Below are 22,140 nucleotides of genomic sequence, written 5' to 3'. Positions count from 1 at the left end.
TTACTCCCCTTTCCGGGTCAATTTTGACTGGAAATCTTCCAGCTTTTGCTCAAGCCCCTTTTGCTGTATATATAACGTTAAATCACTTCGGGTGCGTTCCAGCACACCCCGAACCATGTCTGTAGTCCGGCGAAGCCCGCCGGTAATGGCATCCGGGAAATCCATGGTAACCAGTACTTCGTAGATATCATCCATAGCCTGAAGCAGCTCTTCGCCGCGGGTATCTTCGCCCTTTCTCAGGCCATCCAGTATGTAACGCCTAAGTTCACCTGCCGCTTCGCCAATACCGTTTAAATAGGCGGCATTATCCACTTCCAGTTCCTGTGGCGAGGGCATATCCTTACCGTCCACCAGAGCCAGTACTGTATTGGCTTCGGCGTACTCTTTCTGGGCATCAAGGAAAAACGCGGTGTTGGACAATTCCCCGCATGCGTCTATAGCCTGCCCGGCCTCCTTAATAAGGGCTTTGGCCGAAACCAGCATTTCTCTTGCCTGTGCCAGTTCCTGGCGGTGAACCGCCCTGATAGCCAGACTGCAGTAGCGGATAGCTTCCCGGCTGACAGGCAGGGATTTTTCACGGGCGGCATCACGGGTTTTAAAATTTTCCCGTATGCTGTCAGATATCTGTTCCATTTTGAGACTGATACTAGTCAATTTTTGCTGCCTCCATAAGGGTTATAAATTCTGAAGTAGCCTTTTTAATATCAGGCGCACCTAAGACCGCACTTATCAGACAGAGGCTGTCCGCACCTGCCTGCATGGCTTCATAAAAATTTGACTTGTTTATGCCGCCAATAGCCACCAGAGGTATTTTTACCACCTGGTGAATGGCCTTTAAACCTGAAAGACCGCCGAAAAGGACATCTGGTTTAGTTTGGGTGGGAAAAACCGCCCCGGCCGCCACATAGTCCGCCCCTTCGTTTTGAGCTGAAACAGCCTGTTCGGGCGTATCTGCAGAAATACCTATAATGCTATCCGGCGGCAGAAAGCGGCGGGCTTGCGAAAGCGGCATATCTGTCTGCCCCAGATGAAGCCCGTCCGCACCGCAGGCTAGGGCAATATCCAGGCGGTCATTTACAATAAAAAGCGCACCGTATTCAAGGCAAATTTCCTTCAAGTTTACGGCCAGTGCCAGAAACTTTCGGGTAGAGGCCGTTTTAGCCCTAAGCTGGATAAGGCGGCAACCGCCTTCAAGGGCTTCTCTGGTAACTGCAGGTATATCCCGCCCGGCCAGATAATCTGCATCTATAGCCACATACAACCCCGTTATCATATCCCGGCGGTGTTTACGCAAAAGCCTGGCCGCCAGGTCTTTTTCAAGGGTATAAAGTTCAAAACGCCCGCGGCTGTAGAGAGCGGCATCAAGACCCGTCTCAGATAAACCGGCAAACTCTTCTAAAACACGCAGGGATTGTTCTGCCCGCTTGGCATTGGCACTTACAACCGAAAATAAGGTTTCCGGTTTGGACTGGTCAGCTGTTTCTAACTGAGCGCCGATATCCGTATCCGCCTGGCGGGAAAATAAAAGGCGGGAATTAGAGGTGATATCCTGTAAAGTAAGTGAGTGACGCAGGTTTTTTAAACGCGAAGTCAGCGTTTCATCTTCAAGGTACAAACGGGCAATCTCTTCCAGTATCCGTAAACCTTCGCTTAAGCGGTTCTGGTTGACATCAACTATCCGCCACAGTTTATCAAGATTATCCACGCCAAGATTTTAACACAAACCCGTATCTTTCGTCTTTATTCTTCACCCAGTGCGTTTTTAATAAGTTCCAGTTTAGGTTCAGGCTGGCTAAGGTCTACTGAAACGAAGTCTATCCGGCAGGGCAGGTGTTCCAGATGGTATTTTTGCATATAGCTTTCGGCACTGGCAATAAGATGGGCTTTTTTACGCAGGGTAATAGATTCGGCAGGCAAACCGTATTCCAAGCGGCGTTTGGTGCGCACCTCAATAAATGCCAGACACTCACCGTCCTGCCCCACTATATCAATTTCACCCTCAGGCAAACGGCAGTTGGTCTGGATAATGCGGTATCCCATACCCTTCAGGTACTCTGCTGCCAGTTCCTCACCCAGCTTACCTGTTTCTTTACGCTTATATGACATCAAACATACTCTTTAAAGGGGCAAAAGTGCGGCGGTGGATGGGGGAGATACCTTTTTGGGAAATGCACTCCATATGAAGCGCCGTGCCATACCCCTTGTGCTTGGCAAGGTGGTATCCGGGATAGGTAGCCTCAAGTTCGCACATCAGCCGGTCACGGCTGACCTTGGCAATAATGGAAGCACAGGCAATACTGAAGCAAAGGGCATCACCATCCACAATGCCCTTTTGGGGCAGGGGAATATCCGGCAGTTTCAGGTAATCCACCAGCAAAAAATCAGGCCGACAATCCAAATGTTCCACCGCCTGCTTCATGGCAAGCCTGGTAGCAGGGGCAATCCCCAGGCAATCAATCTGGGTATTATCCACTACACCCACCCCGAAACTTATTGCCATGGAAACAATATGGCAGTAAAGGTATTCGCGTTTTTCGGGGGTAAGCACCTTGCTGTCCCGCACCATAGCCACCCAGTCGCCCTTTAACCGGGGCGGCATGATGACCGCTCCGGCTACCACCGGTCCGGCCAGACACCCCCTGCCGGCTTCGTCTAAACCGGCAATTGAGGAAAAACCCTGCTTCCAGAGATGCTTTTCCTCAGCCCAGCCGGGGCAGATCGCGGCAGGCATATCAGGCGACGTCCCCGCCGTGTTCAATAATACCCCCGCCAAGTACCATATCACCCAGATAAATAACGGCTGCCTGACCGGGGGTGGCTGCCCAAACGGGGCTTGCCAGTTCAAGCAAATAAAAATCACCTGTTTGGGATATCTTTTTTACCTCGGCCGGGGCGGCTTTGTAGCGGACTTTGACTATCATACCGGGGGTATCCAGCGGAATCCTGCTTTCCCGCCAGATGAAGTTGCTCAGCAATATGCGGCTGGTGTAAAGCTGATCATGGCTGGCAACCATAATGGTATTGGCCTCCGGATTCATATCAGATACAAAGAGCTTTTCATTTGAAGCCAAGCCCAGTCCCTGCCTTTGACCTATGGTATAAAGAGGTAGTCCCTGATGTTCGCCCAGTATTTTGCCGGTTTTATCCAGAATTTTGCCGGGGGTAAATCCCATACGGGTAGCCAGAAAAGATTTGTAATCACCGTCAGGTATAAAGCACACGTCCTGGCTCTCCTTTTGGGAAACGGGCAGTTTCATCTTATCCGCTAAGCGGATAATATCCTTTTTGTACCTTTTGCCCAGAGGGAATATAAGACGGGACAGTGATTCGGGCGGCAGGGTATATAAAAAATATGACTGGTCTTTTTTCTCATCTGCCCCTTTTAGAAGGTGAGTGCCGTTTTCATCTGAAAGGACACGGGCATAATGCCCGGTAGCTAAATAACCGGCATTGAAATCAGGTATTTTTTCAAGTAAAGCGCCTATCTTTACATAATAATTACAGCGGATACAGGGGTTCGGAGTACGCCCCTGCGAATACTGCTGGCAGAAATCTGCAATAACCCTTTGGGAAAAAATATCACTCAAATCAACCACATAATGGGGGATACCCAGAGCAGCCGCCACTTCACGCGCCCGGTTAATAAGTTTAAGGTTATAGCCGTTGCCGTAAGGTTCATTATTGGACTTGAGCTGCAGGCTGACCCCGGCTACATCGTATCCCTGCTCCAGAAGGAGCATGGCCGCAACCGAGGAATCCACCCCGCCGCTCATAGCTACCATTATTAATTCGGAAGTGTCATTCATTGCGGCAGCTTCAAAAGAGCGTTAACCCTTTGCTTAATACATTTGGTAAGCTCTGACTGGGAGAGTGAAGCATCCAGCTTCAGAAACCTGTTTGGTTCGGCAGCGGCAATAACCCCGAAACCGTCACGAACCCTTTGGTGGAAGCCATTATTTTCACTTTCAAAGCGGTCAGGCGGCAACTTTCCTTTGCGGAGGAGGGCGGCTTTGTCATCCATATCCAGCCAGATGGTTAAGTCAGGTACCAGACCGCCGCTTGCCAGGCTGTTTATACATTTTACCGTATCCAGCTCAAGCCCCCGCCCGTACCCCTGGTATGCCAAGGTGGAATCTGTATACCGGTCACATATAACTATATTGCCATCCAGCAAGGCCGGTTTAATCACATTGTCTATAAGGATAGAACGCGAGGCGTTGAAAAGAAACAACTCCGCAAGAGGGGAAATATTTTCTTCTTCAGACCACTTCAACAAACGGGTTATTTTATCACCTGAGCGGGTACCGCCGGGTTCGTGAGTAAGCACACACCCCAGCCCCAGTTTTTTCAGATACCTGTACAATGCCTTGGACTGGGTGCTTTTGCCGCAGCCTTCGCCGCCCTCAAATGTTATAAACAAAGACATATTTTAACCCCTTGATATTCTTACCCGGCGGTGCGGCTCTTTGCCCAAACTATGGGAAGAAAGATGCTCTTTTTCAGCTATTATGTGCTGAAAGCGCCTTATATAAGCACCCTGCGGGCTAAGCTCTACCGGTATATGGGAACTTTTAACCTGGGCTATTGCTTCTTCGGCTTCATGTATAGCTAAATCTATTTCAGGCGGCTTATCTGCTGTAAAAGCTACATCCCTGCCGCTAAGGGTAGCCAGAAGCTGGTGGAACTGCCCCGGCGTATGGCTCTTAAGTACGTATATAGGTATATTCATATTTTCGGCATCACGCACCCTTTGGGGTTTGCGGCGGTAATAATTCCGCGAAGTAACCATCAGCTGTGCCTGCTCAGGGCGTTCGGCCAGCTTGATATCCAGATGCATTTCCCGGGCAATTTCTTCCATACGGCTGCGGTTCACCCCGAAAAGATACATAACCGGCAGTTCCTTGCCCTTTGGAAGAGGCAAACTCTCGGCGGCAACTTTAACTTTTTCTTCGCTGGGCTGCTGCTTGCTGATAACTACCTCGCCATTTTCATCAAGGTAGCGGATTTCAGACGAAGGGGACACCCCCCGTAAAATAGAGTCTACCGCCGCACCCACATCCGGGTGGACAGCCACTTTGTTGCGTTCCTGTATTTCCACAATCACCTGAAAAGTGGGCGGGGCGCGCCGTTCCAGTATAGTTTTCTGGGTTCCGCGTCTGCGGGCTTCTTCGTCACCCAGGGTAACAGACTGGATACCGCCGATAAGGTCACTTAAGGTAGGGTTAAGCATCAGGTTATCCAGCACATTGCCATGAGCTGTGCCTACCAGCTGAACACCCCGTTCAGCGATGGTGCGGGCAGCCAGGGCTTCCAGTTCCGTGCCTATTTCATCTATTACAATCACCTGCGGCATATGGTTTTCAACTGCCTCTATCATAACGGCGTGCTGCATATCAGGCGTACGGACCTGCATGCGGCGAGCATGGCCAATGGCAGGGTGGGGGATATCCCCGTCACCTGCAATTTCATTGGAAGTGTCCACTATAACCACCCGTTTTTTAAGGTCACCCGCCAGCACTCTGGCTACTTCCCTGAGCATAGTGGTCTTGCCCACACCAGGGCGGCCCAGCATAAGCACGCTCTGTCCTGACTGGATAAGGTCCTGAATGATTTTGATAGTGCCGAAAACCGCCCGTCCTACCCGAAGGGTCAAACCTACTATTTTGCCTTTGCGGTTGCGTATAGCGGAAATACGGTGCAAAGTACGTTCAATACCTGCCCGGTTGTCATCACCGAAATCACCTATGCGGGAGGATACATAATCAATATCTTCCTGGGTAACATCACGTTCAGACAGGATAATCTCACGGTCAGGAAAACGGGCTTCGGGAGTACGCCCCAAATCCATAACAATTTCTATCAGATTTTCCCGGTCAGCAGGGTTTGCAAACGGCTGGCGGACATGAGGGGGAAGTACCTCCAGCAGGGCATTGAGGTCATCAGTCAACAGTTCAGGCATATCTGCCTCCGTAATCTTTTTGGCAACCAGTACTGCAGATAAGTATACAGGGCTTAATCTGCTTCCACTCCTTACAAGGCCTCACCCGGATTTAGCGGATACCCGGTAAAGCCCTCCGGAATAATATGCATACTATCTAATTAGTAACCCGGACAAATATTTCCCCTGCCTATCTTTAGTATATTTTACTATTTATACCGCGCTCCAACAAGCTAAATAAGGGGATTTTTAGCCGGCATTCCCGCCCGTCTGGGATACTGGGACAGGGTATTTGATATTTTTTCCAGTACTACCAGTTTACGGCCGTCTTGCAGCCCCGGCAAATCCACTTTTATTATTTCAGACACCCGCCCGCCCATCTTTTTAATGGCGGAGGCAGCCCTGTCCATCTCTTCCTCTATGTCACCTTTTTTGGGGGCAACAACCCGCCCGCCTACGGCACAAAACGGCAAAGTCAGTTCGGCGAGAGTTGCCATATCCGCCACTGCCCGTGAGGTGACCAGAGTATATTTCTGGCGGTAAAGGGGGTTTTGGGCGGCATCTTCCGCCCTTTGGGATATTATTTCAACACCGGTTAAACCCAGTTTGGCAGTAATTTCGCTTAAAAAGCGGGCCTTTTTCTGAGTGGCTTCCAGTAAACCAAGCTTCATACCTGGAAAAATTATCTTTAGCGGCAGACCTGGGAAACCGGCTCCGCTGCCTACATCCAGCAGTTTTTCATCACCCTTAATACCAGCCAGTGCTAGCGAAGCCGAATCTAAAAAGTGCTTTAACTGAATATCTTCGTATCCGGTTATAGCCGTCAGATTAACCCGGCTGTTATAGTCCACCAGTTCACGGTAATAGGTTTCAAACTGTTCAAGCTGGACAGAACTTAGCGAAATGCCCAAAGAGGATAGACCGCAGATAAGTTTATTCATGGATAGTAATATAGCATAAAGGCAGATTTCAGGCTTTATTTTTGCATTTGACAATTTAACCGTGTTATCATTTATTTACATAAACTCGCTAGGGGTGCTCCAGGCTGAGAGGCACATAGCCAACCCTAAAACCTGAACTCGGTAATGCGAGCGTAGGGAAGCGAACTTTGAGACCAGGGTCTAAAGTTAACGCTTTGCCTTGGTTAATTTATTTTCAGGGGAAAATCATGACCCAACTCAAGCAAGCCCGAAAAAACATCATCACTCCCGGAATGAAAGCTATAGCCAAAATTGAAGGACTACCGCCGGAGTTTATCTGCCAAGGTGTAGCTGACGGGAATATTGTCATACCGGCTAACAAACTCCGGAAAAACCTGAAACTGTGCGGCATAGGCAAGGGGCTTTCCACTAAGGTAAATGCCAACATAGGCACCTCCACAGACTTTGGTACGGTGGAAAGTGAGGTTGAAAAACTTAAAATGGCCGAAATGGCGGGTGCCGATACCATAATGGACCTCTCCACCGGCCCCAAGATAAATTCAGTCCGCCAGTCTATACTGAAAAATACCTGCCTTCCGCTGGGGACTGTGCCTGTCTATCAGGCAGCTGTGGAAGCCAAAGACCGTTACGGGGCTATGGTAAAGATGACAGCTGACGACCTGTTTAGCGCAATAGAATCCCAGGCCAAAGAAGGGGTAGATTTTGTAACCGTACATTGCGGGGTTACCCGCCAGGTTATAGATACGTTTAAAGGGCAGGGCAGGCTTACCGATATAGTTTCCCGCGGGGGTACTTTCACCGCCGGCTGGATGGTATTCCATCAGGCAGAAAACCCGCTTTATGAACATTTTGACCATCTGCTGGATATCTGCCGCGAATATGACGTTACTTTGAGCCTGGGAGACGGGCTGCGCCCCGGCTGTATTGCAGATGCAACAGACCGCGCCCAGGTAGCTGAACTGCTGGTGCTGGGTGAACTGGTAAAAAGAGCCAGAGAAGCCGAAGTGCAGGTCATGGTGGAAGGTCCCGGGCATGTGCCTTTGAACCAGATAGAGGCCAATATAAGATTGCAGAAATCCGTCTGCGAAGACGCCCCCTTTTATGTTCTTGGCCCGCTGGTGACAGATATTGCCCCCGGATATGACCATATTACCGGGGCTATCGGCGGGGCTGTAGCGGCAGCCGCCGGGGCTGATTTTCTGTGTTACGTTACCCCGGCTGAACATCTGTCTCTGCCGGATGTTACCGACGTAAGAAACGGGGTGATTGCCTCACGCATTGCCGCCCATGCCGCTGACATTGTAAAGGGGGTAAACGGGGCAGCAGAACGTGACCGGCAGATGGCCATTGCCCGTAAAAAACTGGACTGGGATAGCCAGCTTAATCTCTCACTTGACCCGGAACACGCCAAGCTTACCCGTGACCGCTTTAAAACCAAAGGCAAAGCCTGTAGTATGTGCGGAGACTTTTGCGCCATGGAACTGGCGGAAAAACATCTTGGCGTTTCGGTCTCGCGGTGCTAGCATAAGATAAATTTTTTTATAAGATTGTCAGGTGATATGGAACAGGGCATAAATATAGGCAAGCTTTTCGGCATCCAGTTTCGCCTTCATTACGGCTGGTTCATAATTTTCGGGCTGGTGTCCGTATTTCTGGCAACCCAGGTATTTCCTGATATTCTGGAGAGTACTTCCAGCCTCCAGCTTTGGGTTATGGGGCTTGCCACCAGTTTGATGTTTTTTGCATCGGTAATTGTCCACGAACTTGCCCACAGTGTGGTCGGCAGGGCAAACGGAATGCAGGTAAAAAGCATAACCCTGTTTATATTCGGCGGGGCTGCCAATATGAGTGAAGAAGCGGAAACTGCCGGAAGCGAATTTAAAATGGCACTGGCCGGACCGGCTTCAAGTCTGGTACTGGCAGGAATATTTTATGTTCTGTATATAAACCTTAACGGACAAAGCCCTGAACTGGCCGTAATGAACTACTGGCTGGCTCAGATTAACCTGATACTGGCGGTATTTAACCTGATTCCCGGCTTCCCCCTGGACGGCGGGCGTATTCTCCGGGCAGCCTTCTGGCAGCAAACCAAAGACCTGACCAAATCCACCCGCATTTCAACCATAGCAGGCCAGATATTCGGTTATCTTTTTATAGCGGCCGGAATATTTATCGTAATCCGCACTCAGGACTGGCTGTCCGGTGTCTGGCTGGGACTGCTGGGCTGGTATTTATCTGATACCGCCCGCACCAGTTTCCGCCAGTATACCCTGCAGCAGTTCTTAAAGAGGGTATCTCCGGCTGAGATATTGGATACGGGTATGCCCAGTGCCAAATCCAATCAGCTTTGGGCTGACTTTGCAAACCGCACGGATAAATCATATATACTGGTTGAAGATGAAAACGGGCTGGCAGGTATAATAAACCGGCACAACCTGAAAAACACGGACAGTCTTAAATCCAAGCCCTTAGCTGAACTATATACTCCCATCAGCCAAATACCGGTCATACCGCCGGAGGAAAATGCTCTGGATATTGCCCGCCGCATGAATGAGGATGATATAGAGATAGTCAGGCTGGCAGGTGAAGACACTCAAACCGGTTTTATTACTCTGGACAGTTTCATAGCATATGTAAACAAAGCGGCGGACAAGGGCTTTACCAATGCTTAGCGCCCTCATTTACCTGTTATTAATCACCGCCGCCGAACTTGTCACCGTAGTCTTACACCCGCTTTTAGGTTTGGGCCTGTATATTTGTCTGCTATTTGGCATTATCGTACAGGTTGCCAGAACTAACCGCTTTCACCCAGACCGGCTTATTCTGGCACTTTCACTGGTAGCCTTGATACGGATAATCAGCCTGGCTATGCCCCTTGGGGATATACCGCAGATATGGTGGTATCCTGTTATTTACCTGCCATTACTTATAGGCGCGGTCATAGTGGCCAGAATACTGGAATATACTTTTAAAGATATCGGCCTCAGCTGGGGGAAAATACCGGTACAGATACTGATAGGCCTGACGGGGATAGGGCTGGGATTTGCCGAATATGCTATTTTGAAACCTGATGCCATTATAGATACTTTAAGCTGGAACAGCCTGATATTACCCGCCACAATACTTCTGCTCACCACAGGGTTTGTAGAGGAACTGATATTCAGAGGCATTTTACAGAAAGCAGCCCTGGAGTCATTCGGCTCAAAAGGTATTATTTATATAAGCCTGATATTTGCCGTGCTCCATACCGGATTTTTATCTATAGCAGATATAGTATTTGTATTCGGAGTGGCAGTTTTCTTCGGTTATCTGGTCAAAAAGACAGGCTCTATACTGGGAGTAACCCTGGCGCACGGGATAACAAATACTATACTCTTTGCGGTAGCGCCGCTGTTACTGGGCTAATGTTTCCATTATACGGGAAATCACAATAACACCCATCACCAGAAACAGGGGAAAAATACTGATACCCAGGTAGCGGGCTACCCTTATGGAAAAAGCGGATTTTCTGGCCAGTGCCATCTCCCGGGCAATCAAAAAAGCTATCAGAGAAGCCAGCGAGACACCGCCTATAACTGCCGCCGTACCTGTTGCAGTAGCAATAACCACACTGGTTACGGTTACGATCATATACCCCTCTGCCAAGCATAATTTTATACTTTTGTCCTTTATTATAACGTTATTTTAGATTTAGCACAATACTCTTTTGTGTTATTATTGCCAATTGTCTTTTTTGCCTGAAAAATGGATAATATATTTTGTGAATAAGGATATATTGGTAATAGGGGCAGGGCCGGTAGGGATATACACCGCCAAGTGTCTGGCTCAGCGCGGCTACGAAGTAAGGCTGCTGGAAAAAAGGCCGGAGATGGCAAAACAGGTTTGCTGTACGGGCTTAATCAGCACAGAGTGCGCCGCAAAATATGGCTTTGAGTCCGAACACGTACAAAATATATTTTCGGAAGCGGTTGTATATTCACCAAACGGGCAAAAGTTACTGCTCAAGCGGGATACACCCCAGGCCATAATGCTGGATAGGAGCGGATTTCAGGCTGGTTTACTAAAACAGGCCATAAACTGCGGGGTGCAGACAAATTTCGGCTGCCAGGTAAACGGACTTGAAAACACAGGTAATGGTATCCGCATAACCACCAAAGGAGGGCAAACTTTCTTTGCCAAAGCCGCTGTTCTGGCCGCAGGATATAATACTGAGCTCAGCCGGGCAGCCGGACTGGGAGAAATAAAGCACTTTGCCTTCGGCTTGCAGGCCGAAAGCCATATTTCCGCACCATCCGGCTTGGAGCTTTTTACCGGCAACGCCATATCCAAGGCCTATTTTGGCTGGCTAAGCCCCATAGATGACCATACCGCCAAAATAGGGCTGCTTACCCAAACAAACCCGCATGAATGCTGGTCTGGATTACATAATGTTTTGCATCAACGCAATTTGATACCCCCTGGCCATATCCGCTATACCTGCCGCCAGGTTCCGGCAGGCAATCTTTCGGCCAGCTTCGGAGACAGAATACTGGCAGTAGGTGATTTTGCCGGCCAGCTTAAACCCACTACAGGGGGAGGAATTTATTTCGGCCTGCTATGTGCCGATTTGGCAATATCCTGTCTGGATAAAAAAATAAAAACCGGTAACCTTTCCAAAGCCGAGATGTCCGAATATGAGAAAGGCTGGAAATCCCTTATCGGATTTGAACTATCCGCCGGCAGAATGCTCAACCGGATATATGCCGGGCTGAATGACTATTTGATTGAACAGATTTTTAAAAAATGTGCCGTAAATGGTATGATTGATAAGATGGCTGCAAAAAGTCAGCTGGGGTTTGACTGGCATGGCAAAGCCTTTGCCCACCTCTTAAAAAACCCGCTTGACCTTATCCGCAGCTAAAAAAGAAAATCGGAGTCAATCAAAACTTTTATGCAAAACAGCGGCATTAACCTTGATGAAGCATTAAACCAATACCTTAGCGATAACAGCCACAAAAAGATAAATCAGAACTCGCTGGTTCACTTTACCCGCTGGTGCGGCAAAGACAAGCTAGTCTGCCGCCTGACCGCTATTGAGGTATCCCGCTACCCTGAGTGTATCTCATCTTCTGACAAGGAAATATCCGCCAAACTCCAGTCCATCCGGGCTTTCCTGACATACCTGAACGAACAGGGTTGGGTGGATTACAATCTTTCTTCACACATAAAGATAAAGAAACTGGCCTCCCGCAAATCTGCCTCCCGCGCCAGCCAGACCGTGGTTGAAAAAATACCCATGACCGCCAGCGGATACAAAAAGCTGGAAGATGAACTTAGCACGCTTAAGGTCAAACGGATTGATGTTATTGAAGAAATGCGTCTGGCCGCTATGGATAAAGATATGAGGGAAAATGCCCCTTACCATGCCGCCAAAGAACAGCGCGGACAGATAGAAGGGCGCATAAAAGAAATAGAACACGAACTGAAATACGCCGACGTCAGTGAGTATACAGACACCAACACTTCAAAAGTGAATATGGGCAGCACCGTAAAACTCCGTGACCCGAAAAACGGCGAATGCTGTACCTATACTCTGGTAAGCCCCAAAGAAATAGAACCCTTAAAAGGCAAAATATCAGCCTCTTCACCCATTGGCAAGGCTGTCTTTAACCGGAACAAGGGGGAACAGATAGAAATAGAAGTGCCTTCAGGCACTTTACAATATATAATAGAAGATATAAGCTTTTAATAACTCCTTACAGCTAACGGAGGGAGACCGTGAAATCCTCTTTCAAGCTTGGGCGGATTCTGGGCATAGAGATAGGCATTCATGTTTCGTGGCTTATCATCTTTGCCCTGCTCAGCTGGTCTCTGGCAGTAGCTTATTACCCCGCAATAGATGAAAATATAAGCCCCCTTACCGCCTGGGTACTGGGTATTACAAGCTGTCTGCTGCTTTTCGGCTCGGTTTTAGCCCATGAGCTGGGACACTCTATTGTAGCTATACGCCACGGGATACCGGTTAAAAGCATAACATTGTTTATCTTCGGCGGGGTTTCAAACCTGACCAAAGAACCGGATAACCCCGGAGCCGAATTCCGCATGGCTATCTCCGGTCCGGCAGTCAGCATTATACTGGCACTGGTATTCTGGGCTTTCGAGGCTGTTTTTTCCGCTTTAGATGCCACTTTAGCCAGCGGAGTATTCCTGTACCTGGCTCAGATAAATGCCATGCTGGCCATTTTCAACCTTATTCCCGGTTTCCCCCTGGACGGGGGGCGGGTACTCAGAGCTATTATCTGGAATGCCTCAAACAGCATCAAAAAAGCAACCCGAATTGCCGCCAGAGTGGGGCTGGGTTTTGCTTACCTGCTAATATTCGGGGGCATTGCCATTGCTTTCCTGGGTATAGGAATAAGCGGCCTCTGGCTGGCGCTGATAGGCTGGTTCATGGCTACAGCCGCCCAGGGGTCATACCAGCAAACAGTTATTTCGGAAATACTCAGCGCAGTAAACGTAAGCAGAGTGATGCGGCGTGAATTTAAAACTATTGACCCGGATAAAACACTCTATCAGACACTTCACGAATATATATTGCCGCTTAACCAAAGGGCACTCCCGGTATTTGAAAACGGGCAACTTACTGGCCTGATAAGCCTGAGTGATATTAAAAAAATACCCACAGATAAACTTGGCCAGACATACGTACGGCAGGTAATGACCCCCCTTGAAAAGCTGCAAACTGTTGCTCCGGAAGAAAATCTGAGCAGTGTTGTAAATATGCTGCAGTCCAAAGATATTAACCAACTGCCGGTTTTGTCAGATGGCAAACTGGTAGGCATTATTTCCCGTACCAGCCTGATAGAATACCTGCAGATGCGACAGGAAATGGAAACCAATCAGCCGGATGTAAAACAATAAAAATATATCCGGATATATTGACGCCAAGTTTAAAATAATATAGCCTTAAACTAGATTATTAAAGGAGATACTAATGACCAAAACCTCTACCGGTTTGCAGGAAAATGTTGCCGGATTACTTTGTTACGTACTCGCCTGGATTTCCGCTATTATATTCCTGATTCTTGAAAAGGATAATAAATTTGTCCGCTTCCATGCCTATCAGTCACTGGTGGTTTTCGGTTCACTTCAGATTATCGGGCTGGTTTTTACCATAATACCTGTGCTGGGGGTATTTATCACCTGGGTAATAAGCGTTCTTTCATTCATATTGTGGGTAGTCCTGATAGTCAAAGCGGCACAGGGGTTCAAATATAAACTGCCTATTGCAGGGGATATAGCCGAGCGCTGGGCAAATAAATAACCTCTGAAAAACCAGGGGATAACACTGAGCCAGACTTCACCGTCTGGCCTTTTTATATCAGAAAGTTCTTGTATATCAGCCCAGTATGTATTTTATAAACCCCAGCACCAGAGAAAGCCCGCAAAGTACCATCCCTAACAGGCTAAGGCGGTGGCGGGGGGAGCGCAGCATACCGCCAACCCCTAATCCCAAACCGATAAGAGCCAGAAAAAAATTGAAAAAATTTATCGTGCCCAGCAAGGGAATTAAGCCTATACCCATGCCGGCCAAACTAAAAAGCCCTATTATAAAACTGGCAATACCCATAACTGTCTCCTGACGGGTAGTTATATCAAAATACAGCCGGCTTTGTAAAATGACTAACCCTGCTGATGTGAAGTTACATATATATCACTTAAGTTCAAGGTGGTTATATGTTTGACGAAAATGCACTTATAACTTATACTTACGGCGTTTAAAAATAGAATATTAAAAAAGAAAGGGAGAAGACTGTGGATCTATCCTGGTTGGTGTGGACAGCAGGGCTTATTGCCGTGCTATTTGCCCTCTACCTGATTCGCGATGTTATGCGTCGTGATTCCGGTACCCCGGCTATGCAGGATATTGCCGGCCGTATTCTTGAAGGCGCTGTAGCTTTCTTGAGGCGGCAGTATCGCACCATCGCTATTCTGGCCATCGTGGCTGCAGTAGCTGTGGGTGCAGTGGTTGGTTTGCTAGGTGGCGAACGCGGACTGGAAGCCTATGGCATAACCGGTTTCGGTATCGCCTGGCGGACTGCTCTCGCCTTCATGGCAGGTGCTCTATGTTCCGGTATCTCTGGCATCATAGGTATGTACATCTCGGTTAAATCAAACCTCAGATGTGCCGCTGCTGCCGCAAAAGGCGGCCTCTCTGAAGCTGTTACCGTAGCTATTAGAGGCGGGGCTGTTTCCGGTTTCCTTATTGTTGCCCTAAGCCTGCTAGGCGTTGCCGGCATCTATTACATGTACGGCGGCAACCCCGAAGTAACTCCCCATCTTATTATCGGTTTCGGTTTCGGCGCCAGCTTTGTAGCCTTGTTTGCCCAGTTGGGCGGCGGTATTTACACCAAAGCCGCTGACATGGGTGCTGACCTGGTGGGTAAAGTTGAAGCCGGCATCCCCGAAGATGACCCCCGCAATGCCGCTGTTATCGCTGACCTGGTGGGCGATAACGTAGGTGACTGCGCCGGCCGCGGTGCTGATTTATTTGAATCTACTGCTGCCGAAAACATAGGTGCCATGATTCTGGGTATTACCCTTTATCTGGCTACCGGAAATGCTGCCTGGGTACTCTTCCCGCTGGTTGTCCGTGCCTTCGGCATCATAGCCTCAATCGTAGGTATTATGTTTGTACGCGGTAAGGATAATGAAAGCCCCATGAATGCCCTTAACCGCGGCTATTTTACAGCTGTGGGTTTATCCATAATAGGCCTCTTCGTAGCTAACCAAACTATCGGCGGCGACCTGTGGCTGTTTGGCGCAGGCGTTATCGGTATTCTTACCAGTGTAGCCATGGTATTCATAACCCAGTACTACACTGAATTCCGCTATAACCCTGTTAAAGAAATTGCCAATGCCTCACGCACCGGTCCGGCTACCAATATCGTTTCCGGTACGGCTGTCGGCCTTGAGACCGCCATGCCCACCGCCATTACTATTGGTGCCGCTCTGCTGCTTTCTTACTGGATGGGCGGTCAAACAGGTATCGCCGGCGGGGCTGTGTTCGGTACGGCCGCTGCTACCATGGGTATGCTTATGACCTGTCCCTTTATCCTTGCCATGGATACATTCGGCCCCATTACCGATAACGCCAATGGTGTTATTGAAATGGCCGGAGTAGGCGGCAAGGTAAGGAAAATTACCGATCATCTGGATGCCGTAGGCAATACTACCAAGGCTTTGACCAAGGGCTATGCTCTGGCCTCTGCCGGTCTGGCTGCTTTCCTGCTCTTTGAGGCTTACCTGGAGCGGGTTGCCTTCCTTCGCGGCGAAACCGAAATGATGGCGGTAGACCTTTCACGTATAGAAGTATTTGTAGGCGGCTTGCTGGCGGTTGCCTTGGTATTCTTCTTCTCTGCTGTAGCTATCAAAGCCGTAGGCAAAACTGCCTCCAAGATTATTGAAGAAGTACGCCGCCAGTTCAAGGCTGACCCCGGTATTCTGGCCGGGACTTCACGCCCGGATTACGCCCGCGCAGTAGATATAACCGCTGCTGCCGGCCTGCGTGAAATGATTTTCCCCGGACTGCTTCCGGTTCTTTCGCCCATTGTGCTGGGTATTTTCCTTAAGGTGACCGGATATGATTCCGCTATGGCCATTGCCGGATTCCTGATGGTAGGCACCATAAGCGGTATTATGATGGCCGCTTATCTGAATAACTCCGGCGGTGCCTGGGATAATGCCAAGAAATACATTGAAACCGGCGAAATGCTTGAATCAGACGGCAGCCCCGTTATGAAACATACTGTTACTCATGCCGCAACCGTGGTAGGTGATACGGTAGGTGACCCCTTCAAGGATACTGCCGGCCCTTCAATCCACGTACTGATAAAGTTACTCTCCACCATTACTCTGGTACTGGCCCCCCTCTTTATCTAGTAAAATAGTTAACCAAAATCAAAAGCCCCCGGCCGAAAAACCGGGGGCTTTATTATTGAAGTGATACTATAGTCAGGCTGCAGCACCCACTGCCTTAGATTCCATCTCCTTGGCTAGGCATTTGGCACAATCTTGATGCACATATCTTTCCCGATACTCATAAAGGTTATTTTCATCCTCTATCCTGATAACCCTCTCCTTTTTGCACTTGGGGCAGGCGTTGATTGTAACTTTCATTTCGGCCTCCTCCATATTTATTGACTCAAACGCTGTGAGGAAAAGAGTCTGTCTGTGTTAGAAGGTTACAATAATTGACCGCTAAAGATAATGCGTATTAGTACTTATTTGGACTATGGGAAAACACCTATTTTTAAATATATCTTAACAATTTTGCTTTATTTATAATGACTTTGGTAGAGTAATGCCATATACTATAGCCAGGAATTTTTATGCAGATATACGAAAAAACCATAAATGTTGTCATAGGCACTACCAAACTGCCCGGTGAGCTGGCTGTACCGCCGGAACCCATAGGGCTGGTGATATTTGTGCACGGCTCCGGTTCAAACCGCCAGAGTCCCCGCAACCGTCAGGTTGCCCACCAGCTGAACAGCTACGGTTTAGCTACATTTTTATTTGATTTGCTGACACCCCAAGAAGATATGGTGGATATCCTGATAGCCAATACCCGCTACAATTTCCGCTTTCTGGCAGACAGGGTTATAAAAGTAACCGAAATGCTGAAGGACAGGGAAGAAACCAAAGACCTGCCGCTGGGATATTTCGGGGCAAGTACCGGAGCCGCCGCCGCGCTCTACGCATCTTCGCTGCTGCCCGGACAGATAAAAGCGGTAGTCTCCAGAGGAGGCCGGCCTGACCTTGCCAAAGAACTGCTGCCCATGGTGGAATCCCCCACTTTATTTATAGTAGGGGAGAAGGACTCTCAGGTGTTAAAACTGAATACTCAAGCCCAAAAGATAATGCGCGCTCCTAATCATCTGTGTATATTACCGGGAGCCAGCCATCTTTTTGAAGAACCAGGGGCACTTGAAAAAGTAGCCGAACTGGCCGGCGGCTGGTTTATAGAATACATGGAAAAGACGGCCTGAGGAGGAAAGATGAGCGGTCTGCTGGTCTACCTGATATTACTGGTGCTTATCTTTGTCCTGGACATGATTTGGATTGGGTTAATTGCCAAAAAATTTTACGTGACCGAACTTTCTTCCATTGCCCGCTGGAGCGGAGGGAGTATGTCACCGGACTGGCCTTCAGCCATACTGGTTTATCTGATTTTCAGTTTGGGCATAGTAACTATGGCTTTGCCCTTGGCAGATGACAATATTTTTGCCGCTCTGGCTTATGGCGGGCTTTTCGGTTTTATTACTTACGGCGTTCATGACCTGACTAATTATTCCACTTTAAATAGTTTCAGCCTGAAGATGGCTTTGGTAGATATGGGCTGGGGGGTTTTTCTGGGTGCTGCCGCCGGACTGACAGGCGGCATTTTGTACAGCCTGTAACTTTTTTTGAGAGTTTACCTGTTTTTACCTGTAAATGGTGACGGGAGGTAATATGGCTAACAAAAAAGTAAAACAGCCTGAGCTGAATCAGCCACAAGCGTTTAGGAATCTGCGGGTTTATAACCTTGTCATGGGCAGTTTCCATTTAGCCCAATCAATACTTATCTTATTCCTCAGCAACAGTTTTTCACTTCCGGTTACTACTAACTTTATCGGCGGCGGGCCCGGCGGGATTACTTTTAAACCACCCGAAATACTTTTTGACCTGCCTATAGGCCCCATGGTAGCCATTTTTCTGCTGCTTTCAGCCGCAGCCCATTTTCTGTTATCTGCACCGGGCATATTTGATTGGTACAAATCTAATTTATCAAAAGGGATTAACTACGCCCGCTGGTACGAATATGCCTTAAGTTCGTCTGTTATGATTGTACTTATTGCCATGCTAAGCGGCATATATGATATAGCCACTTTGATTGCAATTTTCGGGGCAAATGCTGCTATGAATCTGTTTGGCCTGATGATGGAGCTTCATAACCAGACCACATCCAAAACCAACTGGCTTTCATACACTTTCGGGTGTTTTGCCGGATTCATACCCTGGGTGGCTATAAGTATTTATTTCTTCGGGGCAATATCGCAAGCCAGCGAAAATATACCCACCTTTGTTTATTTTACCCTGCCTACTCTATTCGTTTTCTTTTTCAGCTTTGCTCTAAACATGTGGCTGCAATACAAGAAAGTGGGCAAGTGGCGGGATTACCTGTTTGGCGAGAAGGTTTATATATTCCTGAGCCTTACTGCCAAGACAGCTCTGGCCTGGCAGGTATTTGGAGGAGCACTGGCAGGCGGTTCTTAAACGAGCCTGAACAAGCATCCTAAACTTGCTGACCCGGCAATAAAAAAGCCCTCTTTTAAAAGAGGGCTTTCGTTTAAAGAAAATGGTCGGGGTGAGAGGATTTGAACCTCCGACCACCTGAACCCCATTCAGGTGCGCTACCAGGCTGCGCTACACCCCGACTGTGCAAGATATGGTAGCATAGTGCTTAACTTTGAGCAAGTCTGACTTTTTGTCCGCCAAAGCTAAATATGCTATAATTACAGGGTAATTTCAAAAACTAATGCATAAACGGAGAGAAATTTCATGGCAATACGCCGCATCTGTGAGTTGCCTGAGCCTATATTAAGGAAGAAGGCTAAAAAAGTACCGTCTATTGACGGCTCTATTCAAACACTCATTGATGACATGATTGAAACCATGAAGAGCGCTGACGGAGCAGGGCTTGCTGCCCCGCAGGTAGGCGTATCTCTAAGGCTGATAGTTTTCCGCGAACCGGACGCTAAAGAAGCCACAGTGCTTATTAACCCTGAGATTGTGAAAAAAGAAGGGCAGAGACAGGTGACCGAAGGCTGCCTTTCCATTCCAGGTTATTTTGGTGAACTTACCAGAGCCGAAACTGTCACTGCCAAGGGGCTTGACCGCCACGGTAAGGCTTTCCGCATAAAAGGTACCGGTGTTGTTGCCCAGCTGCTGGAACATGAAACCGAACACCTGGACGGAATACTTTATATAGACCACCTTGAGAGTGAAGAAAAACTGCATGAGATACAGCCGGAAGATGAAATACCCGAAGAAATCCGTGATTAGCAGATGAACAGGATAAACATATATGCCCGTTGCTCATAAACCTAAAATAATGTTCCAGAGTGATTTTGACGGCACCCTTACCGAAGGGGATGTAAGCTTTTTAATACTTGAGAAATATGCCCAGGGTGACTGGTGTGCTATTCTGCGTGAATACCAAGAGGGCAAGATAAGCGTAGGTGACTTTAATTACCGGGCTTTCGCCCTGGTAAAAGAAGACCGTGAAACACTGGTTGATTTTATCCGCAAGAATGCCATACCCAAGAAGGGCATTTACGAACTTATCAACTACTGCCGCCAGGAAGATATCCGCTTTTCGGTGGTAAGTAACGGCTTAGATTTTTATATTCATACCATGCTGGAAGAAATGGGATTTAAAGATATTGAGATAAATGCCGCCCGCACGCTTTTCACCAGCAACGGCCTAGATGCCCGTTATTACGGGCCTGACGGCAAAATGGTAGAAAACGGCTTTAAAGAGAGCTATACCAACCACTATAAATCACAAAATTACCAGGTAATTTATGCCGGTAACGGCCCTTCTGATTTTCCGCCGGCCAAGCTATGTGAATACGCCTTTGCTACCGATATGCTGCTTGACCGTTTTAAGCAGAGTAATCTGCCCTGCTATCCTTTTCAGGACCTGCACGATATCGTATTCCACTTAAAAGCACTGCCCCGTTAGGGTCGGGGGCCAAAAATACGCGTGCCCAGCCTGACCAGATTAGTTCCTTCCTGAACGGCCACTTTATAAGAGCCCGACATGCCCATGGAAAGAAACTTAAGCTCGGTATTAGGCAAACCCATAGCGGCTATTTCATCAAACTTGTTTTTAGTCAGGCGGAATACGCTACGCAGTTCATCAGGGTCTTCCAGTGCCGGCCCCATAGTCATAAGCCCTGAAAGCCTGAGATTTGACAAGCCGGATAACCGCTTTGCCAGTTCCACGGTATCTTCCGGCAATACCCCTGATTTCTGTTCTTCCCGTCCGCTGTTTATCTCTATAAACACAGATAAAACCTTGTCAATTTCGGCAGCTCTGCGGTTTAACTCGGAGGCTATTTCAAAACTATCCACCGTTTCAACCACCGAAAACAAACGGACAATTTTTTTGCATTTGTTTGACTGAAGCTTGCCGATAAAATGCCACTCAACCTTTTCCCCTATAAGCGGGTAAGTTTGCTCCGCTTCGGATAGATAGTTATGCCCAATTATCTTTACCCCGGCCTCTATAGCCGCCAGTATTTCAGCCGGCTGGCGTTTTTTGACAGCCGCTTCAAGTGTCACATCAGGCGGCAGCTCAGCCAGTATGTCCCTTATGTTCCGAGTAATATCTTCGTACATATTTTCAACCTTAGCCCAGGCTATTTCCGCATTGAGGACAGAAACGCATACCGGCTTCCACTCTGGCTTCGCAATTAGCACACTCGTACCGGGGTGTTTCCATTTCCAGTTGCTGTATCAAGTTTTCCATCTGCTTTTTACTCAGCAGGCGGGCTTTCACTGTAGATTGGAGACTTTTATCAATTTCAAACCGCTCATGGCAATGGCCGCAATACATGTATTGCTTGCGGGAAAAATCAAAGGTGGGGATAAAATAAACCGTGAGCTTTTTGCGCTGCTGTTCAACAGTCATTACCGAAGTAGTCTTACAGCCCGGACAGGTAGTGACCATGTATCCCAAAATATCGTAATATGCTTTATTTCCAAACAGTACAATCATCAAGTGATGTTATAATGGAAAAGCCTGCTTGTCAAACCGGTTATTTATTATCAGGTTGAGAGGCCAAGCCTAAAATGTTAATATGTACTCTCACAGCGGGGGAGTGCCGGAATTGGCAGACGGGCATGACTTAGGATCATGTGTCGAAAGGCGTCGGGGTTCGAGTCCCCGCTTCCCCACCACACACCACTCTAAATACCTGTTAAATCTAAATCACCAGGGTATACTCTCTCTCATTGCCTTCCCGAGGAATCAGCCGCTATCCGCATTCAAGGTTATATTTACCTTTATTCCATTATCATCTACTTAAATATTTAATTATTTACAATATTTGGCTGGTAATATATTTACCCATCTGCCCTTAAACTACCGCAAATCAAATCCAGCTTTTCGCTTTACATAATAGAATTTATTCTTATCTACTCATACTTTCGTATTGACTCTGGATTGAGCAT

General features: G+C 48.0%; 26 protein-coding genes, 2 tRNA genes and 1 riboswitch. Of the genes, 14 read left to right on the top strand and 14 right to left on the bottom strand.

What is annotated here, in order from left to right; translation table 11 throughout:
- The 8 genes from DET_RS04075 to rsmG form a co-directional block, all read right to left on the bottom strand.
- Positions 1-654 carry a haloacid dehalogenase gene (locus DET_RS04075; protein WP_041223357.1) on the bottom strand — a complete coding sequence of 218 codons (654 nt, stop codon included), beginning with the start codon at positions 652-654 and terminating at the stop codon, positions 1-3.
- Entirely contained in the window at positions 647-1,705 is a 1,059-nt protein-coding gene (locus DET_RS04070) for a thiamine phosphate synthase (RefSeq protein ID WP_010936515.1), read from the bottom strand. Before DET_RS04070 ends, DET_RS04075 begins: the two co-directional genes overlap by 8 nt.
- Positions 1,706-1,740: 35 nt before the next feature.
- Positions 1,741-2,106, bottom strand: coding sequence for a YraN family protein (locus DET_RS04065; RefSeq protein WP_010936514.1), 366 nt, complete (start codon positions 2,104-2,106; stop codon positions 1,741-1,743).
- On the bottom strand, positions 2,096-2,731 hold the full coding sequence (locus DET_RS04060) for a ribonuclease HII (protein WP_010936513.1): 636 nt from the start codon (positions 2,729-2,731) through the stop codon (positions 2,096-2,098). Before DET_RS04060 ends, DET_RS04065 begins: the two co-directional genes overlap by 11 nt.
- A gap of 1 nt (position 2,732) precedes the next feature.
- Positions 2,733-3,806 (bottom strand): tRNA 2-thiouridine(34) synthase MnmA, encoded by a 1,074-nt coding sequence (mnmA, locus tag DET_RS04055; RefSeq protein ID WP_010936512.1) that lies wholly within the window; start codon positions 3,804-3,806, stop codon positions 2,733-2,735.
- The gene (tmk, locus tag DET_RS04050; protein ID WP_010936511.1) at positions 3,803-4,426 is read right to left on the bottom strand and encodes a dTMP kinase; all 624 of its coding nucleotides are present in this window, start codon (positions 4,424-4,426) and stop codon (positions 3,803-3,805) included. Before tmk ends, mnmA begins: the two co-directional genes overlap by 4 nt.
- 3 nt (positions 4,427-4,429) lie before the next feature.
- Entirely contained in the window at positions 4,430-5,959 is a 1,530-nt protein-coding gene (locus DET_RS04045; RefSeq protein ID WP_010936510.1) for a R3H domain-containing nucleic acid-binding protein, read from the bottom strand.
- A 212-nt stretch (positions 5,960-6,171) separates the two neighbouring features.
- Entirely contained in the window at positions 6,172-6,879 is a 708-nt protein-coding gene (rsmG, locus tag DET_RS04040) for a 16S rRNA (guanine(527)-N(7))-methyltransferase RsmG (RefSeq protein ID WP_041223452.1), read from the bottom strand.
- A gap of 80 nt (positions 6,880-6,959) precedes the next feature.
- A riboswitch (TPP riboswitch) is annotated at positions 6,960-7,055 on the top strand.
- A gap of 51 nt (positions 7,056-7,106) precedes the next feature.
- On the opposite strand from rsmG, the gene thiC reads away from it, so the two are divergent.
- The 3 genes from thiC to DET_RS04025 are packed head-to-tail and all read left to right on the top strand — an operon-like array spanning position 7,107 to position 10,284.
- Entirely contained in the window at positions 7,107-8,402 is a 1,296-nt protein-coding gene (thiC, locus tag DET_RS04035) for a phosphomethylpyrimidine synthase ThiC (protein WP_010936508.1), read from the top strand.
- Positions 8,403-8,438: 36 nt separating this feature from the next.
- Positions 8,439-9,551 (top strand): site-2 protease family protein, encoded by a 1,113-nt coding sequence (locus tag DET_RS04030; RefSeq protein ID WP_010936507.1) that lies wholly within the window; start codon positions 8,439-8,441, stop codon positions 9,549-9,551.
- Positions 9,544-10,284, top strand: a complete 741-nt coding sequence (locus DET_RS04025; protein ID WP_010936506.1) for a CPBP family intramembrane glutamic endopeptidase — start codon at positions 9,544-9,546, stop codon at positions 10,282-10,284. Before DET_RS04030 ends, DET_RS04025 begins: the two co-directional genes overlap by 8 nt.
- Here the strand turns inward: DET_RS04025 and DET_RS04020 are convergent.
- Positions 10,273-10,509, bottom strand: a complete 237-nt coding sequence (locus DET_RS04020) for a hypothetical protein (RefSeq protein WP_010936505.1) — start codon at positions 10,507-10,509, stop codon at positions 10,273-10,275. The two genes, DET_RS04025 and DET_RS04020, sit on opposite strands and share 12 nt — an antisense overlap.
- Before the next feature lie 130 nt (positions 10,510-10,639).
- Here DET_RS04020 and DET_RS04015 point away from each other — a divergent pair, with 130 nt between their 5' ends.
- From DET_RS04015 to DET_RS04000, 4 genes are all read left to right on the top strand, one after another.
- Complete coding sequence (locus DET_RS04015; protein WP_010936504.1) at positions 10,640-11,779, top strand: NAD(P)/FAD-dependent oxidoreductase; 1,140 nt, start codon at positions 10,640-10,642, stop codon at positions 11,777-11,779.
- 30 nt (positions 11,780-11,809) lie between these two features.
- Entirely contained in the window at positions 11,810-12,607 is a 798-nt protein-coding gene (gene greA / locus DET_RS04010; RefSeq protein ID WP_041223356.1) for a transcription elongation factor GreA, read from the top strand.
- Positions 12,608-12,636: 29 nt separating this feature from the next.
- A complete protein-coding gene (locus tag DET_RS04005; protein WP_010936502.1) occupies positions 12,637-13,779 on the top strand; it encodes a site-2 protease family protein in 1,143 nt (380 codons plus the stop codon).
- 73 nt (positions 13,780-13,852) lie between these two features.
- Positions 13,853-14,182 (top strand): DUF4870 domain-containing protein, encoded by a 330-nt coding sequence (locus DET_RS04000; protein WP_010936501.1) that lies wholly within the window; start codon positions 13,853-13,855, stop codon positions 14,180-14,182.
- A gap of 75 nt (positions 14,183-14,257) precedes the next feature.
- Here DET_RS04000 and DET_RS03995 read toward each other — a convergent pair whose 3' ends face one another.
- Entirely contained in the window at positions 14,258-14,488 is a 231-nt protein-coding gene (locus DET_RS03995) for a hypothetical protein (protein ID WP_010936500.1), read from the bottom strand.
- A gap of 185 nt (positions 14,489-14,673) precedes the next feature.
- Between DET_RS03995 and DET_RS03990 the strand changes: the two genes are divergently transcribed.
- Positions 14,674-16,800 (top strand): sodium-translocating pyrophosphatase, encoded by a 2,127-nt coding sequence (locus tag DET_RS03990; RefSeq protein WP_010936499.1) that lies wholly within the window; start codon positions 14,674-14,676, stop codon positions 16,798-16,800.
- 72 nt (positions 16,801-16,872) lie between these two features.
- Here DET_RS03990 and DET_RS08705 read toward each other — a convergent pair whose 3' ends face one another.
- Positions 16,873-17,037: a hypothetical protein gene (locus DET_RS08705; protein WP_010936498.1), complete on the bottom strand. Its 165-nt coding sequence runs from the start codon at positions 17,035-17,037 to the stop codon at positions 16,873-16,875.
- 212 nt (positions 17,038-17,249) lie between these two features.
- Here DET_RS08705 and DET_RS03985 point away from each other — a divergent pair, with 212 nt between their 5' ends.
- The 3 genes from DET_RS03985 to heR are packed head-to-tail and all read left to right on the top strand — an operon-like array spanning position 17,250 to position 19,176.
- Positions 17,250-17,909, top strand: coding sequence for a dienelactone hydrolase family protein (locus DET_RS03985; protein ID WP_010936497.1), 660 nt, complete (start codon positions 17,250-17,252; stop codon positions 17,907-17,909).
- Between the two features lie 9 nt (positions 17,910-17,918).
- A complete protein-coding gene (locus tag DET_RS03980; protein ID WP_010936496.1) occupies positions 17,919-18,320 on the top strand; it encodes a DUF2177 family protein in 402 nt (133 codons plus the stop codon).
- Positions 18,321-18,372: 52 nt separating this feature from the next.
- Positions 18,373-19,176, top strand: coding sequence for a heliorhodopsin HeR (heR, locus tag DET_RS03975; RefSeq protein WP_010936495.1), 804 nt, complete (start codon positions 18,373-18,375; stop codon positions 19,174-19,176).
- A gap of 83 nt (positions 19,177-19,259) precedes the next feature.
- Here the strand turns inward: heR and DET_RS03970 are convergent.
- Positions 19,260-19,336, bottom strand: a tRNA-Pro gene (locus DET_RS03970).
- Positions 19,337-19,461: 125 nt separating this feature from the next.
- On the opposite strand from DET_RS03970, the gene def reads away from it, so the two are divergent.
- Together def and DET_RS03960 are read left to right on the top strand one after the other, a co-directional pair.
- Entirely contained in the window at positions 19,462-19,965 is a 504-nt protein-coding gene (gene def, locus DET_RS03965; RefSeq protein WP_010936494.1) for a peptide deformylase, read from the top strand.
- A 22-nt stretch (positions 19,966-19,987) separates the two neighbouring features.
- Positions 19,988-20,647 (top strand): MtnX-like HAD-IB family phosphatase, encoded by a 660-nt coding sequence (locus DET_RS03960; protein WP_010936493.1) that lies wholly within the window; start codon positions 19,988-19,990, stop codon positions 20,645-20,647.
- On the opposite strand, the gene DET_RS03955 is transcribed toward DET_RS03960, so the two are convergent.
- Entirely contained in the window at positions 20,644-21,306 is a 663-nt protein-coding gene (locus DET_RS03955; RefSeq protein ID WP_010936492.1) for a YggS family pyridoxal phosphate-dependent enzyme, read from the bottom strand. The genes DET_RS03960 and DET_RS03955 overlap by 4 nt on opposite strands.
- A 10-nt stretch (positions 21,307-21,316) precedes the next feature.
- On the bottom strand, positions 21,317-21,685 hold the full coding sequence (locus tag DET_RS03950; RefSeq protein ID WP_010936491.1) for a zinc ribbon domain-containing protein: 369 nt from the start codon (positions 21,683-21,685) through the stop codon (positions 21,317-21,319).
- A 97-nt stretch (positions 21,686-21,782) separates the two neighbouring features.
- Between DET_RS03950 and DET_RS03945 the strand changes: the two genes are divergently transcribed.
- A tRNA-Leu gene (locus DET_RS03945) sits at positions 21,783-21,867 on the top strand.
- Positions 21,868-22,140: the final 273 nt, after the last annotated feature.

The sequence above is a fragment of the Dehalococcoides mccartyi 195 genome (assembly GCF_000011905.1).
In the GTDB taxonomy this organism is placed as follows: Bacteria; Chloroflexota; Dehalococcoidia; order Dehalococcoidales; family Dehalococcoidaceae; genus Dehalococcoides; species Dehalococcoides mccartyi.
The sequence above is the reverse complement of the archived record's forward strand: the minus strand, read 5'-3'. Positions and strand labels throughout refer to the sequence as shown.

Coding starts and splice junctions, on each gene's coding strand:
- def (WP_010936494.1), top strand. CDS start 19,462: ATGGCAATACGCCGCATCTGTGAGTTGCCTGAGCCTATATTAAGGAAG.
- DET_RS04045 (WP_010936510.1), bottom strand. CDS start 5,959: ATGCCTGAACTGTTGACTGATGACCTCAATGCCCTGCTGGAGGTACTT.
- DET_RS04000 (WP_010936501.1), top strand. CDS start 13,853: ATGACCAAAACCTCTACCGGTTTGCAGGAAAATGTTGCCGGATTACTT.
- rsmG (WP_041223452.1), bottom strand. CDS start 6,879: ATGAATAAACTTATCTGCGGTCTATCCTCTTTGGGCATTTCGCTAAGT.
- tmk (WP_010936511.1), bottom strand. CDS start 4,426: ATGTCTTTGTTTATAACATTTGAGGGCGGCGAAGGCTGCGGCAAAAGC.
- DET_RS04065 (WP_010936514.1), bottom strand. CDS start 2,106: ATGTCATATAAGCGTAAAGAAACAGGTAAGCTGGGTGAGGAACTGGCA.
- DET_RS03985 (WP_010936497.1), top strand. CDS start 17,250: ATGCAGATATACGAAAAAACCATAAATGTTGTCATAGGCACTACCAAA.
- DET_RS04020 (WP_010936505.1), bottom strand. CDS start 10,509: ATGATCGTAACCGTAACCAGTGTGGTTATTGCTACTGCAACAGGTACG.
- DET_RS03995 (WP_010936500.1), bottom strand. CDS start 14,488: ATGGGTATTGCCAGTTTTATAATAGGGCTTTTTAGTTTGGCCGGCATG.
- mnmA (WP_010936512.1), bottom strand. CDS start 3,806: ATGAATGACACTTCCGAATTAATAATGGTAGCTATGAGCGGCGGGGTG.
- DET_RS03960 (WP_010936493.1), top strand. CDS start 19,988: ATGCCCGTTGCTCATAAACCTAAAATAATGTTCCAGAGTGATTTTGAC.
- DET_RS03955 (WP_010936492.1), bottom strand. CDS start 21,306: ATGTACGAAGATATTACTCGGAACATAAGGGACATACTGGCTGAGCTG.
- DET_RS04025 (WP_010936506.1), top strand. CDS start 9,544: ATGCTTAGCGCCCTCATTTACCTGTTATTAATCACCGCCGCCGAACTT.
- DET_RS04030 (WP_010936507.1), top strand. CDS start 8,439: ATGGAACAGGGCATAAATATAGGCAAGCTTTTCGGCATCCAGTTTCGC.
- DET_RS04060 (WP_010936513.1), bottom strand. CDS start 2,731: ATGCCTGCCGCGATCTGCCCCGGCTGGGCTGAGGAAAAGCATCTCTGG.
- DET_RS03950 (WP_010936491.1), bottom strand. CDS start 21,685: ATGATTGTACTGTTTGGAAATAAAGCATATTACGATATTTTGGGATAC.
- DET_RS08705 (WP_010936498.1), bottom strand. CDS start 17,037: ATGAAAGTTACAATCAACGCCTGCCCCAAGTGCAAAAAGGAGAGGGTT.
- heR (WP_010936495.1), top strand. CDS start 18,373: ATGGCTAACAAAAAAGTAAAACAGCCTGAGCTGAATCAGCCACAAGCG.
- greA (WP_041223356.1), top strand. CDS start 11,810: ATGCAAAACAGCGGCATTAACCTTGATGAAGCATTAAACCAATACCTT.
- DET_RS03980 (WP_010936496.1), top strand. CDS start 17,919: ATGAGCGGTCTGCTGGTCTACCTGATATTACTGGTGCTTATCTTTGTC.
- thiC (WP_010936508.1), top strand. CDS start 7,107: ATGACCCAACTCAAGCAAGCCCGAAAAAACATCATCACTCCCGGAATG.